This is a genomic window from Streptomyces sp. NPDC020489 (genome assembly GCF_044386545.1).
Taxonomy (GTDB): Bacteria; Actinomycetota; Actinomycetes; order Streptomycetales; family Streptomycetaceae; genus Streptomyces.
The window spans coordinates 377,715-400,809 of record NZ_JBIRUZ010000003.1; the positions used below are offsets into that span (position 1 = coordinate 377,715).

Here is a 23,095-nt window from a genome sequence, read left to right on the forward strand (position 1 = left end):
GTGCCGTGTCGTGCCGTGCCGTGTCGTGCCGGGCGTGCCCTGCCGGACCGTGCCGTGTCGTGCCGTGCCGTGTCGTGCCGGGCGTGCCCTGCCGGACCGTGCCGTGTCGTGCCGTGCCGTGTCGTGCCGGGCGTGCCCTGCCGGGCCGGGCCGTGCCCTGCTGGGCCATGCCGTACCGTTCCGGGCGTGCCCTGCTGGACTCATGCCGCGCTGGACAGTGCCGTGCCGTGCCGGATCGTGCCGTGCCGTCAGGCCCCCACCGCCGCCAGCATCGGCCTGCGCGCCTCGTCATAGCGCTCCAGCAGCACGCGCGCCACCTCAGGTGCCGCGCCGAGGACGTCGGCGAGGACGTCCGCGTCCGCCGCGCCGCGCGCGATGCGGTCGGGCAGGAAGCCGGGGGCGAGGACGTACGGGGCGACGGCGACCTTCTCGCAGCCCAGGGCGCGCAGTTCACGCACCGCGTCCTCGGTGCGGGGCAGTGCGGCGGAGGCGAACGCAGGCCGCACGGCACACCAACCGGTGCGCCGCCACTCCCGCGCGATTGCTGCGATCACTGCGATCGCCTCCGGGTCGGAGGACCCCGCCGAGGCCAGCACGACCCCGGTCGAGGACTTGTCGGCGGGCGTCAACCCCGCCTCGAACAGACGCCGTTCCAGGGCCGACAGCAGCAGCGGGGACGGGCCCAGCACCTCCGCCTGCCGGATCCGCAGCTGCGGCGGGGCGTCCCGCAGCACCGCGGGGATGTCCGCCTTCGCGTGGAACGCGCGGGTCAGCAGCAGCGGCAGGGCGACGACCTCGCGTACGCCTTCCGCCGCCAGCGACTCCAACACCCCTTGCACTGAGGGGATGTTGAAGTCCAGGAAGCCCGTCTCCACCCGTACCCCGGGGCGCGTGGCGCGCACCCGGCGGACGAGGGCGTGCACCGTCGCGGCGTGCCGGGGGTCCCGGCTGCCGTGGGCGATGACGAGAAGAACGGGCTTCCTGTGCACGGGACTTACCCCTTCACCAGCAGACCGCGGCTGCGCAGCACACGCCGCTCCAGCGGGCTGAAGATCAGCAGGTCGACGGCGATACCGACGAACAGGATCAGGAAGATGGCCTCGAAGATCATCGGCATGGAGCTGGCGTTGCGGCCGTTCTCCAGCAGCGCGCCGAGACCGATGCCCAGATCGGGTGAGGAGGCGATGATCTCCGCCGCCATCAGCGAGCGCCAGGAGAACGCCCAGCCCTGCTTCAGACCGGCCAGGTACCCCGGCAGCGAGGCCGGCAGGACGATGTGCCAGGCACCCTTCCACCCGGTCGCGCCCATCGTGCGGCCCGCCCGCAGGAACAACGGCGGCACCTGGTCGATGCCGGAGACCAGACCGTTGGCGATGGACGGGACCGCGCCGAGCAGGATCACCGCGTACATCATCGAGTTGTTCAGGCCCAGCCACAGGACCGCGGGCGGCACCCAGGCCACCGACGGCAGCGACTGGAGGCCCGACAGAACCGGTCCGATCGCCGCGCGCACGAACTTCACCCGGGCCACGATCAGACCCAGCGGGGTGCCGATCGCCAGCGCCATCAGGAAGCCGAACAGACCGCGCTCGACGCTGGTCCAGATGTAGTCGAGGAGCTTGCCCTCCAGCCAGGCGTCCTTGAACTCGGCGGCCACATCGCCGGGAGAGGGCAGCTTGGTCGGGTCGGTGACGATGTCGAGGGAGATCAGCGCCTGCCAGACCACCAGGACCACGGCGGTCGCGACGAGCGGCGGAAAGATCTTCTCGCGGAAGGTCTGCCGGAACGTCGGCCGGCCCGTGACCTGGGTGTCCAGCGCGTCGAGGCCCGCCTCCACGCTCCCGGCGTCCGCGACCGGTGTCGTGTCAGTGCTGGCCATGACGGCGGATCTCCCCACGCAGTACATCGGTGATCTCAAGGGACAGTTCGGCCACGGGCGCGTCCTCGATACGGCGCGGCTGCGGGATGCCGACCGTCCACTCGCGCGCGATCCGGCCGGGCCGCGAGGACAGCAGGATCACGCGCTGCGCGAGCCGCACCGCCTCACGCACGTTGTGCGTGACGAACAGGACGGAGACCCCGGTCTCCTGCCAGATACGGGTGAGCTCGTCGTGCAGCACGTCCCGCGTGATGGCGTCGAGAGCCGAGAACGGCTCGTCCATCAGCAGCAGGCTGCTCTCCTGGCCGAGGGCCCGGGCCAGCGCCGCGCGCTGGCGCATACCGCCCGACAGCTCGTGCACCCGCTTGTCGTACGCGCCTTGCAGCCGCACGAGTTCGAGCAGCGACTCGGCCCTCTCGCGCCGCTGGTTCTTCGGAACCCCCCTGAGCTTGAGGGCGAGTTCGATGTTCTTGCCCGCCGTCAGCCACGGCAGCAGAGCGTGTTCCTGGAACATCAGGGCAGGGCGCCCGTCCGTCTTGATGCTGCCCGCGCTCGGGTCGTCGAGCCCCGCGACCAGGTTGAGCAGCGTGGACTTGCCGCAACCCGAGGCCCCCAGGAGGGTGACGAACTCGCCCGGTGCGACATCGAGGGTGATGTCGTCGAGGACGAGCTGCTGCCCGGCGGGACCGGCGAAGGACTTCGAGACATGCTCGATCCGGGCGGCGTACTCGACTGACTCGGCCTGCTCGGCCTTGGCAACCGCGGTGGCCATGGTCGTCACCTCCTGGGGACTTAGGGGGTCAGGACTTACTTGACGCCGAGACCGGCGTCGTCGACCGTGCTCTCACCCGCGGCCTTGAGGACCTTGTTCAGAAGCGTGAGGTCGTAGATGCCGTCCAGCAGCGGGTCCTCCAGCAGACCGGCCTTCACCGCGTGCTCCGCCTCGGTGTTGAGGGTGGCGGCCAGCGGGTCGTTGGTGAACTGGATGGACTTCCACGCCGGGTCCAGGACATCGGCCGGCAGCGCCTTGCCGGAGTCGGCCTCCAGCTGCTTGTTCGCCGCGGCCTTCGCCTCGTCCGGGTTGGCGTTGATCCACTTGTTCGTCTCGACCGAGGCCTTCAGGACCGCCTCGACGGCCTTCGGGTGCGCCTTGAGGAACTTCTGCGACACGATGATGTTCGTGATCACGAACTTCTTGTCCGGCCACAGGTCGGACTCGTCGAGCAGCACCTTGCCGCCCTCGGCGACCAGCTTCGACGCGGTCGGCTCCGGCACCCAGGCGCCGTCGATGGAACCGGACTTGTAGGCGTCCGGGGTGACCTTGTTGTCGGTACGGATCACCGACACGTCGCCCTTGCCGGACTCGGCGTCGACCTTCCAGCCCTGCTCCGCGATCCAGTTGAGGAACGCCACGTCCTGCGTGTTGCCCAGCTGCGGGGTGGCGATCTTCTTGCCCTTGACGTCCTTCAGGGTCTTGATCTTCTTCGGGTTGACGACCAGCTTCACGCCGCCGGACGCCGAACCGCCGATGATGCGCAGGTTGGTGCCCTTGGACTTGGTGTAGCCGTTGATCGCCGGGGAGGGACCGATCCAACCGATGTCGATGGAGCCCGAGTTGAGGGCCTCGATCTCGGACGGGCCGGCGTTGAAGACCTGGTACTTCGCCTCGGTGGCGCCGAGCTCCTTCTGGAAGTAGCCCTTCTGGTTGGCGACCAGCGCGGTGGCGTGGGTCAGGTTGCCGAAGTAGCCGATCTTGACGGAGTCGAGTCCGTCGATCTTCTTCGCCCCGGCGGCGACCTTCGCGGTGTCGTCGTCCTTGGACTCGGACCCGTAGCCGCAGGCGGCGAGCGTGAGAAGCGGCAGCGCGGCCACCACGGCGATGCCACGGCGAAGGAAGGTTGAGCGGTTGACAGGCACGGGAGGTGTTCCTCTCGGAGGCCCGGCGGTCACGGTCTCTCAGGTCGTGGCCGGGAGGTCGGCAGGTCTGCGTCTACGGCTGTGGGGGGACGGGGCGCGCAAGCGGTGCGCGTACGTCAGCGCACACATCGCGCGACTCCGCCCTGCCCGCTGCCGAGCGCGCCGCTGCCTACGCGGCCGCCCTCCTTCGCGAACGTGGACCAGTAGTCGGTGGAGTTCATGTCAGAAGTCCCACCCGTCGTCGTCGGACTCGTCCTTGACGGGCTCCGGCGACGCGAACGACTCGCCGACCATGCCCGCGGTGAGCGTGGTGCCGTCGTTCGGGTCGATGAGGATGAACGAGCCCGTGCGCCGCGAGTCCGAGTAGGAGTCGACGGGCAGCGGCTCGGCGGTACGGATCTTCACCCGGCCGATGTCGTTGGCGACGAGCTGCCCCGGGTGCGGGTGCAGGGACAGGTCGTCGAGGGTGAGCCGGGACGGGATGTCCTTGACGATCGCCTTGACCGTGCGGGTGCCGTGCTTGAGCAGCACGCGGTGGCCGACGGTCAGCGGGGCGTCGGCGACGTGGCAGACGGTCGCCTCGATGTCCTGGGTGGTCGGCGGCGCGTCCTTGCTGGGCACGATGAGGTCGCCGCGCGAGATGTCGATGTCGTCCTCCAGGAGGATCGTCACCGACTGGGTCGTCCACGCCACGTCGACCGGCTCACCGAGCAGGTCGATGCCGGCGATCTTCGTGGACCGGCCCGCGGGCAGCACGGTGATCTGCTCGCCGACCCGGAAGGAACCGGCGGCGATCTGACCGGCGTAGCCCCGGTAGTCGGGGTGCTCGGCGGTCTGCGGCCGGATCACGTACTGCACGGGCAGGCGCGCGTGGCAGTGGCTCAGGTCGTGGGTGACCGGGACCGTCTCCAGGTGCTCCAGGACGGTCGGGCCGCCGTACCAGTCCATGTTCGCGGACGGCTCCACCACGTTGTCACCGGCCAGCGCCGAGATCGGGATCGCGGTGACGTCGGGGACGCCCAGCTCGGTGGCGTACGCCGTGAACTCCTCGGCGATCGCGGCGAAGACGGGCTCGGCGTAGTCGACCAGGTCCATCTTGTTGACCGCGAGCACCACGTGCGGCACCCGCAGCAGCGCCGCGAGGGCGGCGTGCCGACGGGTCTGCTCGACGACCCCGTTGCGGGCGTCGATCAGGATCACCGTCAGCTCGGCCGTGGAGGCACCCGTCACCATGTTGCGGGTGTACTGCACATGGCCGGGGGTGTCGGCGAGGATGAACCGGCGCCTGGGGGTGGCGAAGTAGCGGTACGCCACGTCGATCGTGATGCCCTGCTCGCGCTCGGCCCGCAGGCCGTCCGTCAGCAGTGCCAGGTCGGGCGCTTCCTGACCCCGGCTCAAGGAGACGCGCTCCACGGCCTCCAGCTGGTCGGTGAGGACCGACTTGGAGTCGTGCAGCAGCCGGCCCACGAGGGTGGACTTGCCGTCGTCGACGGAGCCCGCGGTCGCGAAGCGCAGCAGGGTCGTCTCCGAGAGGACCTCGGTGGTGGTCGTGCTCATGCTTAGAAGTACCCCTCGCGCTTGCGGTCTTCCATCGCGGCCTCGGACATCTTGTCGTCGGCGCGGGTCGCGCCGCGCTCGGTGAGCCGGGAGGCGGCGATCTCCGTGATGACCTGCTCCAGCGTCACCGCGTCCGAGTCGACGGCACCCGTGCAGGACATGTCCCCGACGGTCCGGTAGCGCACGAGACGCTTCTCGACGCTCTCGCCCTCCTTGGGCCCGCCCCACTCGCCCGCCGTCAGCCACATCCCGCCGCGGGCGAACACCTCACGCTCGTGCGCGAAGTAGATCTGCGGCAGCTCGATGCCCTCGCGGGCGATGTACTGCCAGACGTCCAGCTCGGTCCAGTTGGACAGCGGGAAGACCCGGACGTGCTCGCCGGGCGCGTGGCGGCCGTTGTAGAGGTTCCACAGCTCGGGCCGCTGGCGGCGCGGGTCCCACTGCGAGAACTCGTCCCGCAGCGAGAACACCCGCTCCTTGGCGCGCGCCTTCTCCTCGTCACGCCGTCCGCCGCCGAAGACCGCGTCGAACTTCTCCGACTGGATCTTCTCGGTCAGCGGCAGCGTCTGGAGCGGGTTGCGGGTGCCGTCGGGACGCTCCTTGAGCACACCGCGGTCGATGTAGTCCTGCACGGAGGCGACATGCAGCCGCAGGCCGTGCCGGGCGACCGTGCGGTCCCGGTACTCGAGCACCTCGGGGAAGTTGTGTCCGGTGTCGACGTGCAGGAGGGAGAACGGCACCGGCGCGGGCGCGAAGGCCTTGAGCGCCAGGTGCAGCATGACGATGGAGTCCTTGCCGCCGGAGAACAGGATCACCGGCCGCTCGAACTCGCCCGCCACCTCACGGAAGATGTGCACCGCCTCGGACTCCAGCGCGTCCAGGTGGGACAGGGCGTACGGGGCCTGGGTGCCCCCGCCCAGTGTGGCAACGGTCGTCGTCATGCCAGTCCCCTCTCGGTGAGCAGCGCGTGGACGGCCGCCGCGGACTCCTGGACGGTCTGGTTCTGCGACTCGATCCGCAGATCGGGCGACTCGGGCGCCTCGTACGGGTCGTCCACGCCCGTGAGACCGGTCAGTTCGCCCGTGGCCTGCTTGGCGTACAGACCCTTCACATCGCGTACGGAGCACACCTCGACCGGGGTCGCCACGTGGATCTCCAGGTACGCCGTCCCGCTCTCCTGGTGGCGCTTGCGCACCGCCTCACGGCTGTCCGCGTACGGCGCGATCACCGGGACCAGCGCCTTGACGCCGTTGCGGGCGAGCAGCTCGGCGAGGAAGCCGACGCGCTGCACGTTGGTGTGCCGGTCCTCGCGGCTGAAGCCGAGGCCCGCGGAGATGAACTCGCGGATCTCGTCGCCGTCGAGCACCTCGACGAGGTGGCCCTCCTCGCGCAGCCGGCCGGCCAGCTCGTACGCGATGGTGGTCTTGCCGGCACTCGGCAGACCCGTGAGCCAGACGGTGGCTCCGGTCGTCACGTGCGACTCCTTGTCAGTGGTGGTCATCAGTGCAGCCCGCACTCGGTCTTGGCCCGGCCCGCCCAGCGGCCCGCGCGGGCGTCCTCGCCCTCCAGGACCCGGCGGGTGCAGGGGGCGCAGCCGACGGACGCGTAGCCGTCCATCAGCAGCGGGTTGGTCAGGACGCCGTGCTCCTGGACGTACGCGTCCACGTCGTCCTGGGTCCAGCGGGCGATCGGGGAGACCTTGACCTTCCGGCGCTTGTCGTCCCAGCCGACGACCGGGGTGTTCGCCCGGGTCGGGGACTCGTCGCGGCGCAGGCCGGTCGCCCAGGCCAGGTAGTCCTTCAGACCCCGCTCCAGCGGCTCGACCTTGCGCATCCTGCAGCACAGGTCGGGGTCGCGGTCGTGCAGCTTCGGGCCGAACTCGGCGTCCTGCTCGGCGACCGTCCGCGTCGGCGACAGCGTGATGACGTTGACGTCCATCACGGCCTCGACCGCGTCCCGGGTGCCGATGGTCTCCTCGAAGTGGTAGCCGGTGTCGAGGAAGACGACGTCCACGCCCTTGAAAACCCGGGAGGCGAGGTGGGCGACCACCGCGTCCTCCATCGAGGAGGTCACGCAGAAGCGCTTGCCGAAGGTGTCGACGGCCCACTGGAGGATCTCCAGGGCGGAGGCGTCCTCCAGGTCACGGCCCGCCTGCTCGGCGAGCGCCTTGAGATCGTCGGTCGAACGTTCTTCCTGAACGGCGGTCATATCCGCTCTCCCCCTGCGTCGGTGGGCTGAAGGCCCCGGGCGAGCAGCCCGAGGAACTTCAACTGGAATGCGCGGTTGCACGCCGCGCATTCCCACGCGCCGTGGCCCTGCTCGCTCGGACGCAGGTCCTCGTCGCCGCAGTAGGGGCAGTAGAAGGGGGCGGCCCGCTCGCTCACGACAGGGCCTCCTCGGACGCACGCGAGGCCCAGGCGGCGAAGCGCTCGCCCTCCTCGCGCTCGGCCTGGTACCGCTTCAGGACCCGCTCGACGTAGTCGGGCAGCTCCTCGGCGGTGACCTTCAGGCCGCGCACCTTGCGGCCGAACCCGGCCTCCAGTCCGAGCGCGCCCCCGAGGTGGACCTGGTAGCCCTCGACCTGCTCGCCCTTGTCGTCGAGGACCAGCTGGCCCTTGAGACCGATGTCCGCCACCTGGATACGGGCGCAGGCGTTCGGGCAGCCGTTGAGGTTGATGGTGAGCGGCTCGTCGAAGTCCGGGATGCGGCGCTCCAGCTCGTCGATCAGCGAGGCGCCGCGCGCCTTGGTCTCGACGATGGCGAGCTTGCAGTACTCGATGCCGGTGCAGGCCATGGTGCCGCGCCGGAAGGACGAGGGCCTGGCCGTCAGGTCCAGCGCCTCCAGGGCCTCGACCAGCGGCTGGACCTGCGCCTCCTCGACATCGAGGATGATCATCTTCTGCTCGACGGTGGTCCGGACCCGGCCCGAGCCGTGCGCCTCGGCGACCTCGGCGATCTTCGTCAGCGTGGTGCCGTCGACACGGCCGACGCGCGGGGCGAAGCCGACGTAGAACAGGCCGTCCTTCTGGCGGTGCACGCCGACGTGGTCGCGCCAGCGGCCAGAGGGCTCGGCGGGCGCGGGGCCGTCGACCAGCTTGCGCTTCAGGTAGTCGTCCTCCAGGACCTGGCGGAACTTCTCCGGGCCCCAGTCGGCGACGAGGAACTTCAGACGGGCGCGAGTGCGCAGCCGCCGGTAGCCCCAGTCACGGAAGATGCCGACCACGCCGGCCCACACCTCGGGCACCTCGGCCAGCGGCACCCAGGCGCCGAGCCGGACGCCGAGCTTGGGGTTGGTGGACAGGCCGCCGCCGACCCACAGGTCGAAGCCGGGGCCGTGCTCGGGGTGCTCGACACCGACGAAGGCGATGTCGTTGATCTCGTGGACCACGTCCAGCAGTGGGGATCCTGAGATCGCCGTCTTGAACTTGCGCGGCAGGTTGGAGAACTCCTTGCTGCCGATGTACCGCTCGTGGATCTCGTCGATGGCCCAGGTGCCGTCGATGATCTCGTCCTCGGCGATGCCCGCGACCGGGGAGCCGATGACCACGCGCGGGCAGTCGCCGCAGGCCTCGGTGGTGGAGAGGCCGACCGCCTCCAGGCGGTTCCAGATCTCCGGGACGTCCTCGATGCGGATCCAGTGCAGCTGGATGTTCTGCCGGTCGGTGACGTCCGCGCTGCCCCGCGCGAACTCCTCCGAGATCTCGCCGATCACGCGCAGCTGCCGGGTGGTGAGGCGTCCGCCGTCGATCCGCACCCGCAGCATGAAGTACTTGTCGTCCAGCTCCTCCGGCTCCAGGATCGCGGTCTTGCCGCCGTCGATCCCGGGCTTGCGCTGGGTGTACAGCCCCCACCACCGCATCCGGCCGCGCAGGTCGTTGGGGTCGATCGAGTCGAAGCCCCGCTTGGAGTAGATCGTCTCAATGCGTGTCCGCACGTTGAGACCGTCGTCGTCCTTCTTGAACTGCTCGTTGCCGTTCAGAGGCGTGTGGTGCCCCGCGGCCCACTGACCCTCACCGCGGTGACGGCTCACCTTGCGGCGGGGCGCTGCGGAGGCAGGGTTCTGCGGGGTGGCGGCCATGGTTATTCGTCCTTCGGGACAGGCGGGAATGCGGCTCTGACCTGCGCGTACCGACGCATGGGCAGAGCTGCGCCTCATTGCGCGGCATAAAGGGGAGAAGTCCGGGATGTCGGGCGGGCTGCGGCTCGTCAGCGCACCGGACAGATGGCGCTGGACATGCGGCCGAGGTCGACGTGCCGCCGACTCACCAAGGCAATTCCAGTTCCAGACATGACGGAAGCGTGTCACGGGGATCTGGACACAGTCCAGCTTCGTCCATCATGCGGACACCCTTGTCTCGTAGAGCGAGACAAGGGTGTCGTCGATCACATGCCGTGCACGCGGTCTTGTCGACGCAGGTCAGACGGGGTATGCGCCGGGCCAGGGGCCGGGCGCGGCCACCTCCGGCTCCTCCTCGACCTTGGTGTCGAAGAGCCGGAAGCCCCGGCGCAGGTAGTTGTCCATGGCGTGCTCGCCGTCCAGGCTGCACGTGTGGAGCCACACCCGCTTGGTCGGGCCCAGCCCGGGCCAGCGCTCCGCGAGGTCCCAGGCCCGGGCGGCGCCGTACGACAGCAGCCAGCCACCGATCCGGCGGCCCCGGAAGGCGGGGATCAGCCCGAAGTAGACGATCTCCACGACGCCGTCGTCCTGCGGCTCCAGCTCCACGTACCCCGCGGGCGTCCCCCGGTCGTACGCCACCCACGTCTCCACGCCGGGCCGGCCCAGGTGCTCCTCCCAGCGCGCGTACGACCAGCCGAGCCGGTCGATCCAGCGGATGTCGCCGCCGACGGACGCGTACAGGAAGCGGCTGAACTCGGGGGAGGGGACTGCGGAGCGCTCGATCCGTACGTCACCGTCCGGCGCGGCGGCCGGGAGGACGTCGGTCGGGGCGGTCTGCTCCAGGGACCAGGTGGTTACGGGGATGTTGGCCATGCCCGTCAGGGAATCACCTAGCGCGACGATCTGTCGACCGAGGCCAGGGGCAGGGCGAACAGCATCCGGCCCGACTGGGACCAGACCTCGCCGGTCGCCTCCCAGTAGGAGAAGGACTGCGCCTCGGTGGCCCAGCAGTGGCTGGACTCGTCGGTGCCGCAGTGGGTGGCCCGCGCGCCGCTCGCGTCCTGCCGCCACAGCGTCCCGTGACTGTCGTGCTCCTCGGAGGTACGGCCCAGATACCACTCGGAGCCGTACGACAGGACGGCCCCGACGCCGCGGACGTTCGTCTCGTACGCCTCGTCCACGCGGGTGCGCCCGGCGGTGTCCGTGGCGAGCAGCCCGGTGCGGTCGGAGGCGCGGCTGAAGTCGTACCGCCACAGCCGCACGTCCCGGTCGTCGTCCTGGGAGACCCACTCGCCGGCGACCAGGCTGTCGGGGGAGGTGCCACGGTCCAGGGACAGGTAGGCGGGACGGGCGCCCGTGGCGCGGTAGGTGCCCACGGCGGGCAGCACCCACTCGTTCCCGTGGGCCGCCCAGCCGCCGTCGACGCGGCCCACGGCCGGACTGTCGACCGTGGCGCGCTGGATGCGGTCCATGTCGTAGACGTAGAGGCCCTCGGCGGCCGTCACCAGGAGTTTGTCCTGGTACCAGACCATCCCGGAGACCTGGGAGTCCAGGGCGCGGTAGTCGCGGCCGCCGTCGACGGGGACGGTCAGCAGGACCCAGGAGTAGCGCGGGCGGTCCAGGTCGCCCGCGTCGATGAACGCCACCCGGGCCAGATCGTGCCCGCCCCGGGACCATGCGGAGAGGATCACCCGGTTCTGCCCCCACAGGCCGTCGTCGTCGGCGTCACCCGAGGTCGTGACCGCGCCGGCCCGCCAGGAGCGGGTGTCGGCGGCGTCCCAGCAGTACGCGCGCGTGGCGGCCGGCTCGACGGGCAGCGCCCGGCGCTCGGACGGGGAGCAGTCGGCGGACCGCAGGGTGTGCCGGGCGCTGTCCAGGACGGCGCCCACACCGACCGGTCTGCCCATCCCGGAGGCGAGCCGGTCGAGGGTGCGCTGCGGCTCCAGGTGCTCACGCAGCCGGAGCACGTCCGTCTCGGCGGACGTCGCGAGCGGCTTCAGGGCACCCGGGTCGTCGGCGACGGTGGCCTGGGACGCACTGATCATCGTGGCTGCCGCGGTGAGCGCGAGGGCGGTCCCGGCCAGGAAGGCGCGCAGCGCCTGGCCCCGCTTGCGCCTGCGGTGTCTGCCGCGCTGCTTCATCTCTGCCTCCCGAGGTCGAGCCAACTGCGGCTGGTGATCCGTGCGTTGACGGCAGGAGCAGGTGGGGCGGCCCGTAGAGGGATGCTACGGCAGTTGGACCCGGACAGTGGCGAAGTCCCTGCAAATATGCGAAAGATGCCGTCTGTTGGGTGGTTCGGGCGGGCGGGGCGGTTCAGGGCGACCGGGCGGTTCAGGGCGGCTGGGTGGACAGGCGTCTGGCGGCCACCGCGGGCGCCGTCGAGTGCGGCAGCAGGTCACGGGGGTCGGCGGGGTGGCGGACCTCGACCTCCGCACCCTCGCAGAAACGATACGGCCGATGTTCCAGAAGTGCCCCCAGATACCGGCGAATACGGGACATCTCCGCTCGCACCGTCACCCTGCGCCCCGGATCGTCGAACATGTCCTCGGCCAGCTCCGCCGCGCTGCGCCCCCCGCGGTGCACGGCCAGCAGAAACAGCAACTCGGCATGCCGTGGACTCAGTTCACGACTCCAGGACCCGGCGGCCCCGGACACTGTCACCGACCAGTGGCGCGGCAGTGACAGATCGAGCACGACCCGCGTGGCGTCCAGGGGCACCGGTTCCGCCGCGGCCCGCACCAACCAGCCCCCGGCGAGCGGCTCCACCGAGCACAGTCCCAGCGTCGGCAGCCACCGACGGCCCGGGGACAGCGACTTGGGCAGCCCGATCCGGTTCTGGTACGGCATCCCCGTCACCGCGGCCGTCCAGCCGTCCCCGTCCACCACCAGGGCCCGGCCGCCGAGCCGCGCCAGCGCGGGCGCCCCCACCGCGCGCAGCTGCTCCAGCGACACCTGGTGCAACTCCCGCAGCCGGGCCTCGGCGAGCTTGGCCACCGAGTCGACCCAGGCGAGCGTGGCCGGGTGCATGGTGTCCAGCGGTCCGCTCACGTCCACCACGCCCAGCAGCCGGCCGTTGCGCGGATCGGTGATCGGCGCCCCCGTGCACGTCCACGAGGTCTGCGACCGCACGAAGTGTTCGGAGCCGAACACCTGCACCGGTCGGCGGGCCACCACGGGGGTGCCGATGCCGTTGGTGCCGACGACGTCCTCCCGCCAGTCCGCGCCCAGCTCGAAGCCGGTGCCGTCGGCCTTGCGCAGTACGGGCGAACTGCCCTCCCGCCACAGCACGCGGCCCTCCTCGTCGGCGACCACCATGATGTGGCGGGCGATGTCCGCCACCGACAACAGCCCCTGCCGCAGCACCGGCAGGACATGCCGCAGCTCCGAGGTCTCCCGGCGCCGCCGCACCTCCTCCCGGGACAGCAGTCCGGCCCGGAAGTCGTGGTCGGGGTCGACGCCGCCGCGCAGCATCCGCCCCCAGGACTGCTCGATCACCGGGCGTGGCGCGACCGGCGCCCGCCGGCCGGCGAGCGTGGCGGAGCGCACCTCGCTGAGCACCCGCGCCGCGCGTGCCGCGTCCACGGCGGCGAGCTGGGTGACATCCGTCGGCGAGTGCGCCACTGGTCCTCCTGGATGAGGGTGCTGTCGGAGGGCAGGGGCCACCGGTTTCCGTCGTTTTTCGGCCACCCGTGCGACGTCCGTCCTGACTGCCCGTCTCATAGTGCCTTTCGTCCCTCGCGGACGGACACAGTCCGGCCACAGGCAGCAGCAAGTTGCAACCCCCTGCAACCCTGGTGGCGGGCGCGGCACTGTTTGAAACTTGAGCCGACGCCGTCCCGAGCGGCGTCTGCGGCCTTGAACGGGCCAAGCCGGGGGTGGTGCCGTGTCGGCGCAGCACCACCCCCTGCCTCCGGCGGTTGGGCGGTTTTCGCGTTACGGGGTGCCGGGTTGATGCGTGGTGGCGTGTGCGGGTGGGTCGTGGTTGCTCGCGCAGTTCCCCGCGCCCCTGGGGGGTCTGGCCTGCGGCCTTGACCTGTCCACCATTGACGGTGGGTCGCGTGTGCGGGTGGGTTGTGGTTGCTCGCGCAGTTCCCCGCGCCCCTGGGGCGGTCAGGCCTGCGGCCTTGACCTGTCCACCATTGACGGCGGGTGGCGTGTGCGGGTCGGTCGTGGTTGCTCGCGCAGTTCCCCGCGCCCCTGGGGGGTCTGGCCTGCGGCCTTGACCGGTTCGCCGTCGGCGGCGGGTCGAGTGTCGAAGGCTGAGCCGGCGTCTCTCTTCGGCGGCGCCCCTGGGGGGTCAGGCCTGTGGGCTTGCGCGGTTCACCAGCGATGCCAGGTCCAGGGTGGATGGAAGGGTTCCGAAGGCCGCGCCTCCGTCTCCGCCCAGGCGGGACGCGCAGAACGCGTCGGCCACCTCCGGTGGGGCGTGGCGGACCAGAAGGGCGCCTTGGAGGACCAGGGCGAGGCGCTCTGTCACACGGCGGGCCCTCGCCTCGACGCCCTCCAGGTCGGCCAGTTCCGTCAGGAGGTCCTTGATCGCGGCGTCCAGGCGGTGGTCGGCGCCGCGCGCCAGGCCGACCTCCTGGAGGTAGGCGTCGAGCGCCAGGGGCTCGCGGCGCAGCGCCCGCAGGACGTCCAGAGCCTGGACGTTGCCGGCCCCCTCCCAGATGGAGTTCAGGGGGGACTCGCGCACCAGCCGGGGCAGGCCCGACTCCTCGACGTAACCGTTGCCGCCCAGGCACTCGGCGGCCTCGACCGTCACCGCGGTGCAGCGTTTGGTGATCCAGTACTTGGCGGCCGGCACCGCGATCCGCAGGAACGCCCGCTCCCGCTCGCCACCGTCGTCGTAGGCGGCCGCGAGCCGCAGGGCCAGGGTGGTCGCCGCCTCGGACTCCAGGGCGAGATCGGCCAGGACGTTGCGCATCAGCGGCTTGTCCACGAGCCGGCCGCCGAACGCCTCGCGGTAGGTGCAGTGGTGGACGGCCTGGGCCACGGCCTGGCGCATCAGGCCGGCCGAGCCCAGGGCGCAGTCCAGCCGGGTCGCCGCGACCATCTCGATGATGGTCCGCACCCCGCGGTCCTCCTCGCCGACCCGGCGGGCCCAGGTCCCGTCGAACTCGACCTCGGCGGAGGCGTTGGAGCGGTTGCCCAGCTTGTCCTTGAGCCGCTGGACGCGGAACGGGTTGCGGGTGCCGTCCTCCAGGACGCGCGGGACGAGGAAACAGGTCAGGCCGTCGGGGGCCTGCGCCAGGACGAGGAAGCCGTCGGACATCGGGGCCGAGCAGAACCACTTGTGGCCGGTCAGCTCGTAGGTACCGGCCTCGGCGAGGGGAGTGGCCCGGGTGGTGCCCGCGCGCACGTCGCTGCCGCCCTGCTTCTCCGTCATCCCCATCCCGAACAGGGCGCCGGCCTTCTGGTGCGCCGGGCGCAGCTCACGGTCGTAGACCATCGACGTCAGTCGCGGCTCCCACTCCTCGGCGAGCGCGGGGTCCGTGCGCAGTGCGGGCACCGCGGCGTGGGTCATCGACAGCGGGCAGAGGTTGCCGGCGTCCACCTGGGTCCAGACGACGAACGCGGCGGCCCGCCGGACGTGGCCCGCGGGCCGGTTCCAGGCCGCGGTGAGACCGGCGGAGACGCCCTTGCCGAGCAGGCGGTGCCAGGCGGGGTGGAACTCGACCTCGTCGATGCGGTGGCCGTAGCGGTCGTGGGTGCGCAGGGTCGGCGGGTTCTCGTTGGCCTGCGCGCCCCACTCCTGGACCTGGGCGGACCCGGAGGTGCGGCCGAGGGCGGCGAGCTCACCTCGGACCTCGTCGAGGTGACTCGGGTCCACGTGCCGCTCCACGGCGGCCATCAGGGCTCTGTCGCCCGAGTAGACGTCGTGGCCGATCAGGGGTGGGGGCTGGTTGGTCACCGTGTGTGTGCTGCCTGCCATGGGGGGAACCTACCCGCCGTGGGGGCGTTATGCCGTCCGGTCCGGGCCACGTCGTCGGCGCCCGGGACCGCCGGGACCCCGGTCGAGGGTCCCGTGCGGGAACCTGCTCGCGGCCTGACCCGTTCCACGGCCTGACCCGTTTCGTGGCCTGACCCCCTGAACGGGGCGGACCCCGCGGCCCGGGGGATGAGTGGAGCCTCCCACGGCGGATACCTTTAGGGCGTGCAGCAAGCAAGTGAATCCCCCCATCGGTCCTCCGGCCGTCTTCACCGGGCGCGTGCCCTCTACCGGAACGTCTCCAAGCGCAGGACCGCTTGGCTGCTGCTCAAGGACACCGTCAACTCCTGCATGGAGTACCGCATCCTCGGCCTGGCCGCCGAGGCCGCGTTCTTCACCCTGATGTCCGTGCCGCCGCTGCTGCTCAGCATGATCGGCCTGCTCGGCTACGTCGACGACTGGACCGGCACCGACAGCATCAGCAGCCTGGAGACCAACCTCCTGGAGGCCTCCCGCACCGTCCTGTCCGACAAGGGCGTACGGCAGATCGCCCAGCCGATCCTGGACGACGTGATGAACGGCGGGCGCCCCGACGTCATCTCCATAGGGTTCCTCTTCGCCCTGTGGTCCGGCTCCCGCGCGGTCAACGTCTTCATCGACACGATCACCGTCATGTACGGCCTCGACGGCGTCCGCGGGATCGTCAAGACCCGCCTGGTGGCGTTCCTGCTCTTCCTCGCGGCCCTGCTCATCGGCTCGATCGCGCTGCCGCTGATGGTCGCGGGGCCGGACGCGGTGGTGCGGATCGTGCCGTGGTCCGAGACGGTCGTCCAGGTCCTGTACTGGCCGGTGGTGATCGTGCTGTCGATCGCCTTCCTGACCACGCTCTACCACGTGTCCGTACCCGTGCGCTCCCCCTGGATCGAGGACGTGCCCGGCGCGCTGGTCGCCCTCGCCATGTGGGTGTTCGGCAGCTTCCTGCTGCGCATCTACCTGACGAACACCATCGAGGGCGCGTCGATCTACGGCTCGCTCGCCGCGGCCGTCGCGGTGATGCTGTGGATCGGTGTGTCCGCGTTCGCCGTCCTCGTGGGGGCCGCCGTCAACGCCGCGATCGACCGGGTGTGGCCCGCCGCCGCCACGGCCGCGGCCCGCGCCGCGAACGAGCGGGTGCGCGAGGCGCAGGTCGCCGAGTACGTGGCCCGGGCCGCCGCCCTCCGCGACATCGACCCCGAGGACATCGACATGCCCTCGGAGTTCCCGGAACGCTGGTCGCGGTTCCTGCCGCCGGAGGACGTGACGTCACGGCTGCGGGCCCATGTGAAGAGCACGCACCCCCCGCACAAGGAAACCGAAGGGCCCTGACCGGCCCGGAGCGGCGACGGTCCCGTTACCCCTTCCACACCCCCGCCGCCGCGGCCTCCCGTACGACGTCCGTGAAGTCCCGCGGCGGACGCCCCAGCACCTCCCGCACCCCGTCCGTGAGACGCGCGTTCCGCCCGTCGAGCAGCCCCTCGAACACCTCCACCAGGAACTCGGCCTCCTCGGGCGGCACCCCGAACCCCGTCAACGCCTCCCCGTACGCCCGAGCCGGTACCGGGACGTAGGTCAGCTCCCGCCCGGTCACCGCCGCGATCTCCGCGACCGCGTCCCGGAACGACAGCAGCCGCGGCCCCGTGAGCTCCAGCGTCCGCCCCACGTACCGCTCCCCGGACGCCAACGCCACCGCGACCACGTCCCCGATGTCCCGCACGTCCAGGAACGGCTCCGCCACCTCGCCCGCCGGGAACGCCAGCTCCCCGCGCCGCAGCTCCTCCACCAGGGGCCCCTCGCTGAAGTTCTGCGCGAACCACGCGGCCCGTACGACCGTCCAGTCCGCGCCCGACGACGTCAGTGCCTCCTCGGTCGGCAGCGCCTGGGTCTCGCCCCGCGCCGACAGCAGCACCAGCCGCCGGACGCCGAGCCCGACCGCCTCCCTGGCCAGCGCCCCGACGCCCTCGACCGCCGCCGGGGACCCCACGTCGGAGGGGTACATCAGATACGCCGCGTCCGCGTCCCGCAGGGTCTCCGCCCACGTCGTCGGGTCCTCCCAGTCGAAGCCCCGGGCCCGGGACGCCGCCCGCACCGTGAACCCCGCCGCCCGCACCGCCTGCGCCACCCGGCTGCCCGTACGACCCGAGGCACCGGTCACCACCACCGTCTTCTTCACCGTGTTCTGCGTCATGCCCCCAGTCAACGGCCGCGCGCCCCAAGTCCCCATCGCTGAACGGCTCATTCCCATGTGCGGGCGTCTACGCTGACGGGATGGACGCTCTCGCAGGTCTCCTGGAAGGCCCCCGAGCCCGGGGCGCCTTCATGATCCGAGCGTGTTTCGAACCCCCGTGGTCCGTACGGATCGAGGACCGCGCCCCGCTCACCCTGATGCTCATGGTCCGCGGCGAGGCATGGATCACGCCGGACACGGGGGAGCGGGTCAGGCTGCGCGCCGGCGACCTCGCCATCGCCCGTGGCCCGGAGCCGTACACCTGCGCCGACGACCCCGCCACGGCACCGCAGGCGGTGATCCTGCCCGGCGGCGAGTGCAGCTACCCCGACGGCCGGTCCCTCAACGGCGTCATGGACCTCGGGGTGCGCACCTGGGGCGACCGGCTCGACGGGCCGGCCGTGATGCTGATCGGCACCTACCTGTGGCAGGGCGAGGTCAGCGGGCGCCTGCTGGACGCGCTGCCACCGCTGCTCAGCCTCACCTCCGACGTCTGGGACTGCCCCCTCACCCCCTACCTCATGGAGGAGATCGTCCGCGACGAGCCCGGCCAGGAGGTGGTCCTCGACCGGCTCCTCGACCTGTTGGTCATCGCGGCGCTGCGAGCCTGGTTCTCCCGCCCCGAGGCGGCGGCACCGGCCTGGTACCGGGCGTTGGCCGACCCGGTGGTGGGGCGCGTGCTGCGCCTGGTCCAGGACGATCCGGCGCACCCCTGGACGGTCGCGTCCCTCGCGGCGAAGGCGGGGGTGTCCAGGGCCGCGCTCGCCCGGCGGTTCACGGAGTTGGTGGGGGAGCCGCCGATGACGTATCTGACGGGGTGGCGGCTGGCGTTGGCGGCGGACCGTCTTCGGGACAGCGATGCGACGCTGGAGGCCATTGCCCGGCAGGTCGGGTACGGGAGTGCGTTCGCTCTGTCCAGCGCTTTCAAGCGGGTGTACGGAGTGAGTCCGCAGGAGCATCGGGGGAGGGTGGCTTAGGGGCGCCGGTGGGGCCGACGAGCGCGGGCCTGGATGGTCGCTCGCGCCCACGCGGCGGAGCCGCGGATCGAGGTCGCCCCGCGCCCCGGGCGGCGTCGAGCGTAGCGTGGATCACATGTACGCGCAGAGGCCGTCCCGGCTCGACGGAGCCGTCGTCTGGACCAACACGCCGTCCGGATCCGGCCCCGGACGCGTTCTGCCCGACGGGTGCATGGATCTGCTGTGGCACGAAGGCCGGCTGTTCGTCGCCGGGCCCGACACGCGCGCGTACGTCACCGAGGGCGCGCCGACCGCGTGGGCGGGGGTTCGCTTTTTTCCCGGGACCGCGCCCACGCTCCTCGGCGTTCCCGCCCGTGAGCTCCTGGACCGGCGCGTCGACCTCGCCGACCTTTGGCCGGCCGCCGAGGTACGGCGGCTCACCGCGCGCGTGAACGCCGCCCCGGATCCGGCGAGCGGGCTGGAAGAGGTGGCACTGGGACGGGCGGCCGAGGTCGAACCCGGCGATCCGCTGCTCCGACATGTCGTGGACGCCCTCGACGCGGGCCGGCCGGTCGCCGCCACCGCCGACGAACTCGGGCTCGGCGCCCGCCAGTTGCACCGCAGATGCCTCGCCGCGTTCGGGTACGGCCCCAAGACCCTGGCCCGGGTGCTGCGATGGCAGCGGGCGCTCGGACTGGCCCGGGGCGGAGTGCCGTACGCGGAGACGGCAGCCCGCGCCGGTTTCGCCGACCAGGCTCATCTGGCGCGGGACGTCAGGGAGTTGGCGGGGCTGCCGCTGGGCGAGCTACTCGGGCGCGGGTAGCGGCGCGAACAGGTCGACGCCATTGCCGTCCGGGTCGAGGAGGCTCGCGTACCGTTGGCCCCAGACGGCGTCCCAGGGCTTCAGCTCGCCGTGGTGACCGGCGCCCACCAGCTCCTCGTACACCGCGTCCACCTCGGCGGGACTGTCGCAGCGCAGGGCCAGCCCCGCGCGACCGCCGCCGGTGGGGGGCCGCCAGGACGTGTGGAAGGACCGCACCACCTCCTCGGTGTCCAGCAACAGCCGCAGCCCGCCGGGCAGTCGGGCCTCGACGTGGCCCTCCCGCTCGGAGCCCTCGGGGAACTCGAGGCCCAGGCGGCGGTAGAAGGCGACCGAGGCGGCCATGTCGGAGACGATCAGGCCGATGGCGTCGAATCGTGGAGTCATGCGGCCACCGTAGGCGGGGCCGGACCGGTCGGTCTTGAAGGAATCGGACGTGCCGTCGGCGACGGTGCCCGCCGTCAGTCGAAGCGCACCGGTCCCAGCGGGGTGTCCACCGTGAAGGAGAGTCCCACCGGCCCCTCGGTGAGGGCGAGTTCGGTGTCGAGGGCCGCGAGCAGGGTGCGGATCTCGTCCGGGTCGGGAGCGGTCGCGGACAGTTCCAGCAGCGGGGTGCTGGGCAGGCCGGAGACGGACGGGTGGCGTGCGGTGCCCCAGTCGATGAGGAACGGCACCAGGCCGGACGGGTGCTGGGTCTCCCCGTCCGTCAACCGCCATTCCAGCAGGGTGCCGTCCGGTCTGCGACGGCTCATGGGCCGTACCGTGCCGGGGTCGTAGCCCCGGCTGCGCGCGGCCGCGACCGCGGTGTCCAGGTCGGGCGGACTGATCGCCCAGGTCACCGTGCGGGCCTCGGTGAGCGTGTCGACGTCGAAGGGGCGCGGCCCTTGCGGCTCGGGCTGCTCCGGGTCGGGGCCGACGATCTCCAGATAGCCCGTGCCGCCCAGCGACACCAGGTGGTTGCGGGTGCCGAACCCGACGTGCGCCCCGCCGGGCGCGGGCGCCACACCGGTACGCCGCGTGAAGTCGGCGACCGTCGCCGCCAGATCGGGGGTCGCGAGGACGAGGTGGTCCAAGTGTGCGGGAATCGTGTTCATCGTGTGGTCGAGGCTACGCAGAGCCTCCCCGGGAATGGAACGCCTGTGCGGCGAGGGGGCCCGTCCCGGCAGGTGGGGACACTGCCTCACGCGCATAGGGTCGAGCACATGGCACCTCGACTCCTCGTCTACACCCGCACCGCCGACTACCGCCACGAGTCCATCCCCGCCGGCGTCACCGCTCTGCGCACTCTCGGCGGATTCGAGGTCGACGCGAGCGAGGACCCGGCAGCGCTCGAGGCCCCCCTGGAGCGGTACGCCACCGTGGTCTTCCTCTCCACCAGCGGCGAGATCCTCACCCCGGCTGGGCGGCAGCGGTTGGCGGACTACGTCGAGTCGGGCGGCGGCTTCGTCGGCATCCACGCGGCGGCCTGCACCGAGTACGCATGGCCGTACTACGGCGAGCTGTTGGGCGCCCGCTTCGACCGGCACCCCGAGTACCAGCCCGGCAGGGCGCTGATCGAGGACCGCGAGCACCCGGCCACCCGACACCTGCCCGCCGTCTGGGACTTCACCGACGAGTGGTACGACTTCCGCACCAACCCCCGCGGCAAGGTTCGGGTGTTGGCCACGGCCGACGAGTCCTCGTACGACGGGGGCGGCATGGGCGACGACCACCCGCTGGTCTGGTGCCGCGAGCAGGGCGCGGGCCGGGTCTTCTACACGGCCCTGGGCCACGCCGCCGAGGCGTACGAGGACGCTGACTTCCGGTCGCACCTGCTGGGCGGGATCAGGTGGGCGGCCCGGCTGGACGGTTGAGGTCCCGACCCTGGTCAGCGGCCCTGGTCGGCGGTCACAGAAACCCCTTTAGGCTGCTCCTGTCGCACGGATGATCGGATCGGCGTGACAGGGGACCAGGAAGCAGGGGGACAGGTGAACAACGCGGCTGACGTGTTCCAGCCACTCCAGGCGGACGATCCGCCCGTGGTGGCCGGCTACCGTCTCGCCGCCCGGCTCGGCGCGGGTGGCATGGGACGGGTCTATCTGTCCCACACCGCGGGCGGCAGGCCCGTGGCGATCAAGGTGGTGCGCCCGGAGCTGGCCGACGACCCGGACTTCCGGCGACGTTTCGGCCGCGAGATCAACGCCGCCCGACGGGTCCGCGGCGCCTACACCGCCGAGCTGCTCGACGCCGACCCCGACGGCATCCCGCCCTGGCTGGCCACGCTGTACGTCCCCGGCCCCTCCCTGGCGGAAGCCGTCCACCGGCGAGGACCGCTGCCGGTGCCGGCGGTGCTGTGGCTGATGGCGGGCGTGAGCGAGGCCCTGGAGGCCATCCACGAGGCCGGCATCGTGCACCGGGACCTGAAGCCGTCCAACGTCCTGCTGGCCGCCGACGGTCCGCGCGTCATCGACTTCGGCATCTCGCTCGCCGCCGACACAACGGCCTACACGGCCACCGGCGCCGCCGTCGGCACGCCCCAGTTCATGGCACCCGAGCAGGCCGTCGCGGGCGAGATCACCCCGGCCACCGACGTCTTCGCGCTCGGCCAGACCGCCGCGTTCGCCGCCCTGGGCGAGCCGCTGTACGGCGACGGTCCCGCGGCCACCGTCCTGTACCGGATCGTGCACGAGGAACCCGACCTGTCCCGCCTGCCCGAGGCGCTCCGACCGCTGCTCACGCGGTGCCTGGCCAGGGATCCCCGGGAGCGCGCCACGCTCAGCGAGGTCGTCGCGTGGTGCCGGCAGCGGCTGGGCCACGACGTCGACGCGGGCGCCGGACCGACGGTGTGGCGGGAGGTCGCGGGTCCGGCGGTGACCGTCCCGGCTCCGGTGCCCGATCCGACTCCGGTGCACACGATGCCGCTGATCGCCCCGGCTCGGGCGACCGCGGCGACGGTGCCGGACCAGCGCCGGGGCCGCCGACGTCGTACGGCGCTGATCGCGGGCGCTGCCGGGACCGTGGGTGCGTTGCTGGTGGCGGCCGGGCTGGTGTGGAAGGTCGGCGGCGGGGCGGACGGGGGTGTCGAGGGGCGGGACACGACCGCGTCTTCCGCGACGCCGGTTGCGACGGCTTCCGGGCGCGCGGCGGGGGCGTCGGCGAAGGCCGGGGCCGACGCGGAGGCGCAGGACGAGGACGGGACCCGGTCGGCGTCGGGTTCTTCCGCGACGCCGACCGGGCCCGGACAGCCGCGAGCCATCCCGGCGCTCACCCTTCAGACGCTGGACGAGAAGAACTCCCTGTACCTCCACGACGGCAAGCGGCCGGAGACGCGCGACGACCGTAAGGGCGACATCCGCCTCAGCTGTGAGGCCATCGGCTGCGCCCTGGAGAGCGACAGCAGCGCGATCGTCCAGATGTTCGGCGGACCGGGCAGCACCTACGAGGACTGTCGCTTCATGCTCAGCGGCGCCACAGCTCCCGAGTACCGGAACTTCCCGCTGGCCGCCGCGGCGGCGGGCACCGAGTTCTGTGTCAAGCACCCCTCCGGGGACGTCGCCCTGCTGGTGGTCCAGGTGAAGAACACCGCGATGTGGGACACGCCCGGGATGAGCGCCCTGACGGCGGACGTGTCGGTCTGGAGGGCCACCTAGACCTGGCGTCACCGTCCCGGCGTTCGCG

General features: G+C 71.8%; 23 protein-coding genes. 5 read left to right on the forward strand and 18 right to left on the reverse strand.

Going from position 1 to position 23,095, the window contains the following annotated elements; all coding sequences use genetic code 11:
- Positions 1-248 precede the first annotated feature (248 nt).
- The 15 genes from ACH41F_RS08750 to ACH41F_RS08820 all read right to left on the reverse strand — a co-directional run bounded on the left by ACH41F_RS08750 (position 249) and on the right by ACH41F_RS08820 (position 15,402).
- A complete protein-coding gene (locus tag ACH41F_RS08750) occupies positions 249-989 on the reverse strand; it encodes a CbiX/SirB N-terminal domain-containing protein (protein WP_391233915.1) in 741 nt (246 codons plus the stop codon).
- Between the two features lie 5 nt (positions 990-994).
- Complete coding sequence (locus ACH41F_RS08755) at positions 995-1,879, reverse strand: ABC transporter permease subunit (protein ID WP_391233916.1); 885 nt, start codon at positions 1,877-1,879, stop codon at positions 995-997.
- The gene (locus tag ACH41F_RS08760; RefSeq protein ID WP_391233917.1) at positions 1,866-2,651 is read right to left on the reverse strand and encodes an ATP-binding cassette domain-containing protein; all 786 of its coding nucleotides are present in this window, start codon (positions 2,649-2,651) and stop codon (positions 1,866-1,868) included. The genes ACH41F_RS08755 and ACH41F_RS08760 overlap by 14 nt, the downstream gene beginning before the upstream one ends.
- A 35-nt stretch (positions 2,652-2,686) precedes the next feature.
- Positions 2,687-3,796, reverse strand: coding sequence for an aliphatic sulfonate ABC transporter substrate-binding protein (locus ACH41F_RS08765; protein WP_391233918.1), 1,110 nt, complete (start codon positions 3,794-3,796; stop codon positions 2,687-2,689).
- 222 nt (positions 3,797-4,018) lie between these two features.
- A complete protein-coding gene (locus tag ACH41F_RS08770) occupies positions 4,019-5,353 on the reverse strand; it encodes a GTP-binding protein (protein WP_391233919.1) in 1,335 nt (444 codons plus the stop codon).
- A gap of 2 nt (positions 5,354-5,355) precedes the next feature.
- Positions 5,356-6,294: a sulfate adenylyltransferase subunit CysD gene (cysD, locus tag ACH41F_RS08775; protein WP_391233920.1), complete on the reverse strand. Its 939-nt coding sequence runs from the start codon at positions 6,292-6,294 to the stop codon at positions 5,356-5,358.
- Positions 6,291-6,854 carry an adenylyl-sulfate kinase gene (cysC, locus tag ACH41F_RS08780; protein WP_391233921.1) on the reverse strand — a complete coding sequence of 188 codons (564 nt, stop codon included), beginning with the start codon at positions 6,852-6,854 and terminating at the stop codon, positions 6,291-6,293. Before cysC ends, cysD begins: the two co-directional genes overlap by 4 nt.
- Positions 6,854-7,561, reverse strand: coding sequence for a phosphoadenylyl-sulfate reductase (locus ACH41F_RS08785; protein WP_398833961.1), 708 nt, complete (start codon positions 7,559-7,561; stop codon positions 6,854-6,856). The genes cysC and ACH41F_RS08785 overlap by 1 nt, the downstream gene beginning before the upstream one ends.
- On the reverse strand, positions 7,558-7,737 hold the full coding sequence (locus tag ACH41F_RS08790; RefSeq protein WP_391233923.1) for a hypothetical protein: 180 nt from the start codon (positions 7,735-7,737) through the stop codon (positions 7,558-7,560). Before ACH41F_RS08790 ends, ACH41F_RS08785 begins: the two co-directional genes overlap by 4 nt.
- On the reverse strand, positions 7,734-9,431 hold the full coding sequence (locus tag ACH41F_RS08795) for a nitrite/sulfite reductase (protein ID WP_391233924.1): 1,698 nt from the start codon (positions 9,429-9,431) through the stop codon (positions 7,734-7,736). The genes ACH41F_RS08790 and ACH41F_RS08795 overlap by 4 nt, the downstream gene beginning before the upstream one ends.
- A 128-nt stretch (positions 9,432-9,559) precedes the next feature.
- Positions 9,560-9,643, reverse strand: coding sequence for a putative leader peptide (locus tag ACH41F_RS08800; RefSeq protein ID WP_349817346.1), 84 nt, complete (start codon positions 9,641-9,643; stop codon positions 9,560-9,562).
- A gap of 127 nt (positions 9,644-9,770) precedes the next feature.
- The gene (locus tag ACH41F_RS08805) at positions 9,771-10,343 is read right to left on the reverse strand and encodes a GNAT family N-acetyltransferase (RefSeq protein WP_391233925.1); all 573 of its coding nucleotides are present in this window, start codon (positions 10,341-10,343) and stop codon (positions 9,771-9,773) included.
- 17 nt (positions 10,344-10,360) lie between these two features.
- Entirely contained in the window at positions 10,361-11,611 is a 1,251-nt protein-coding gene (locus ACH41F_RS08810; RefSeq protein ID WP_398833964.1) for a hypothetical protein, read from the reverse strand.
- Between the two features lie 190 nt (positions 11,612-11,801).
- Positions 11,802-13,091, reverse strand: coding sequence for a GAF domain-containing protein (locus ACH41F_RS08815; protein ID WP_391233927.1), 1,290 nt, complete (start codon positions 13,089-13,091; stop codon positions 11,802-11,804).
- 676 nt (positions 13,092-13,767) lie between these two features.
- The gene (locus ACH41F_RS08820) at positions 13,768-15,402 is read right to left on the reverse strand and encodes an acyl-CoA dehydrogenase family protein (RefSeq protein WP_398833966.1); all 1,635 of its coding nucleotides are present in this window, start codon (positions 15,400-15,402) and stop codon (positions 13,768-13,770) included.
- 222 nt (positions 15,403-15,624) lie between these two features.
- On the opposite strand from ACH41F_RS08820, the gene ACH41F_RS08825 reads away from it, so the two are divergent.
- Positions 15,625-16,764 carry a YhjD/YihY/BrkB family envelope integrity protein gene (locus ACH41F_RS08825; protein WP_391233929.1) on the forward strand — a complete coding sequence of 380 codons (1,140 nt, stop codon included), beginning with the start codon at positions 15,625-15,627 and terminating at the stop codon, positions 16,762-16,764.
- 25 nt (positions 16,765-16,789) lie between these two features.
- On the opposite strand, the gene ACH41F_RS08830 is transcribed toward ACH41F_RS08825, so the two are convergent.
- Positions 16,790-17,623: an NmrA family transcriptional regulator gene (locus ACH41F_RS08830; protein ID WP_398833969.1), complete on the reverse strand. Its 834-nt coding sequence runs from the start codon at positions 17,621-17,623 to the stop codon at positions 16,790-16,792.
- An 80-nt stretch (positions 17,624-17,703) separates the two neighbouring features.
- Between ACH41F_RS08830 and ACH41F_RS08835 the strand changes: the two genes are divergently transcribed.
- Entirely contained in the window at positions 17,704-18,639 is a 936-nt protein-coding gene (locus ACH41F_RS08835) for an AraC family transcriptional regulator (RefSeq protein WP_398833971.1), read from the forward strand.
- A 115-nt stretch (positions 18,640-18,754) separates the two neighbouring features.
- Positions 18,755-19,441 (forward strand): helix-turn-helix domain-containing protein, encoded by a 687-nt coding sequence (locus ACH41F_RS08840; RefSeq protein ID WP_398833973.1) that lies wholly within the window; start codon positions 18,755-18,757, stop codon positions 19,439-19,441.
- Here the strand turns inward: ACH41F_RS08840 and ACH41F_RS08845 are convergent.
- Together ACH41F_RS08845 and ACH41F_RS08850 are read right to left on the reverse strand one after the other, a co-directional pair.
- Complete coding sequence (locus tag ACH41F_RS08845) at positions 19,424-19,825, reverse strand: VOC family protein (protein WP_391233932.1); 402 nt, start codon at positions 19,823-19,825, stop codon at positions 19,424-19,426. The genes ACH41F_RS08840 and ACH41F_RS08845 overlap by 18 nt on opposite strands.
- A gap of 74 nt (positions 19,826-19,899) precedes the next feature.
- Complete coding sequence (locus ACH41F_RS08850) at positions 19,900-20,532, reverse strand: VOC family protein (protein WP_391233933.1); 633 nt, start codon at positions 20,530-20,532, stop codon at positions 19,900-19,902.
- Positions 20,533-20,640: 108 nt separating this feature from the next.
- On the opposite strand from ACH41F_RS08850, the gene ACH41F_RS08855 reads away from it, so the two are divergent.
- Both ACH41F_RS08855 and ACH41F_RS08860 read left to right on the forward strand, forming a co-directional pair.
- Entirely contained in the window at positions 20,641-21,291 is a 651-nt protein-coding gene (locus tag ACH41F_RS08855) for a ThuA domain-containing protein (protein WP_391233934.1), read from the forward strand.
- Positions 21,292-21,405: 114 nt separating this feature from the next.
- Entirely contained in the window at positions 21,406-23,067 is a 1,662-nt protein-coding gene (locus ACH41F_RS08860; protein WP_398833976.1) for a serine/threonine-protein kinase, read from the forward strand.
- Positions 23,068-23,095: the final 28 nt, after the last annotated feature.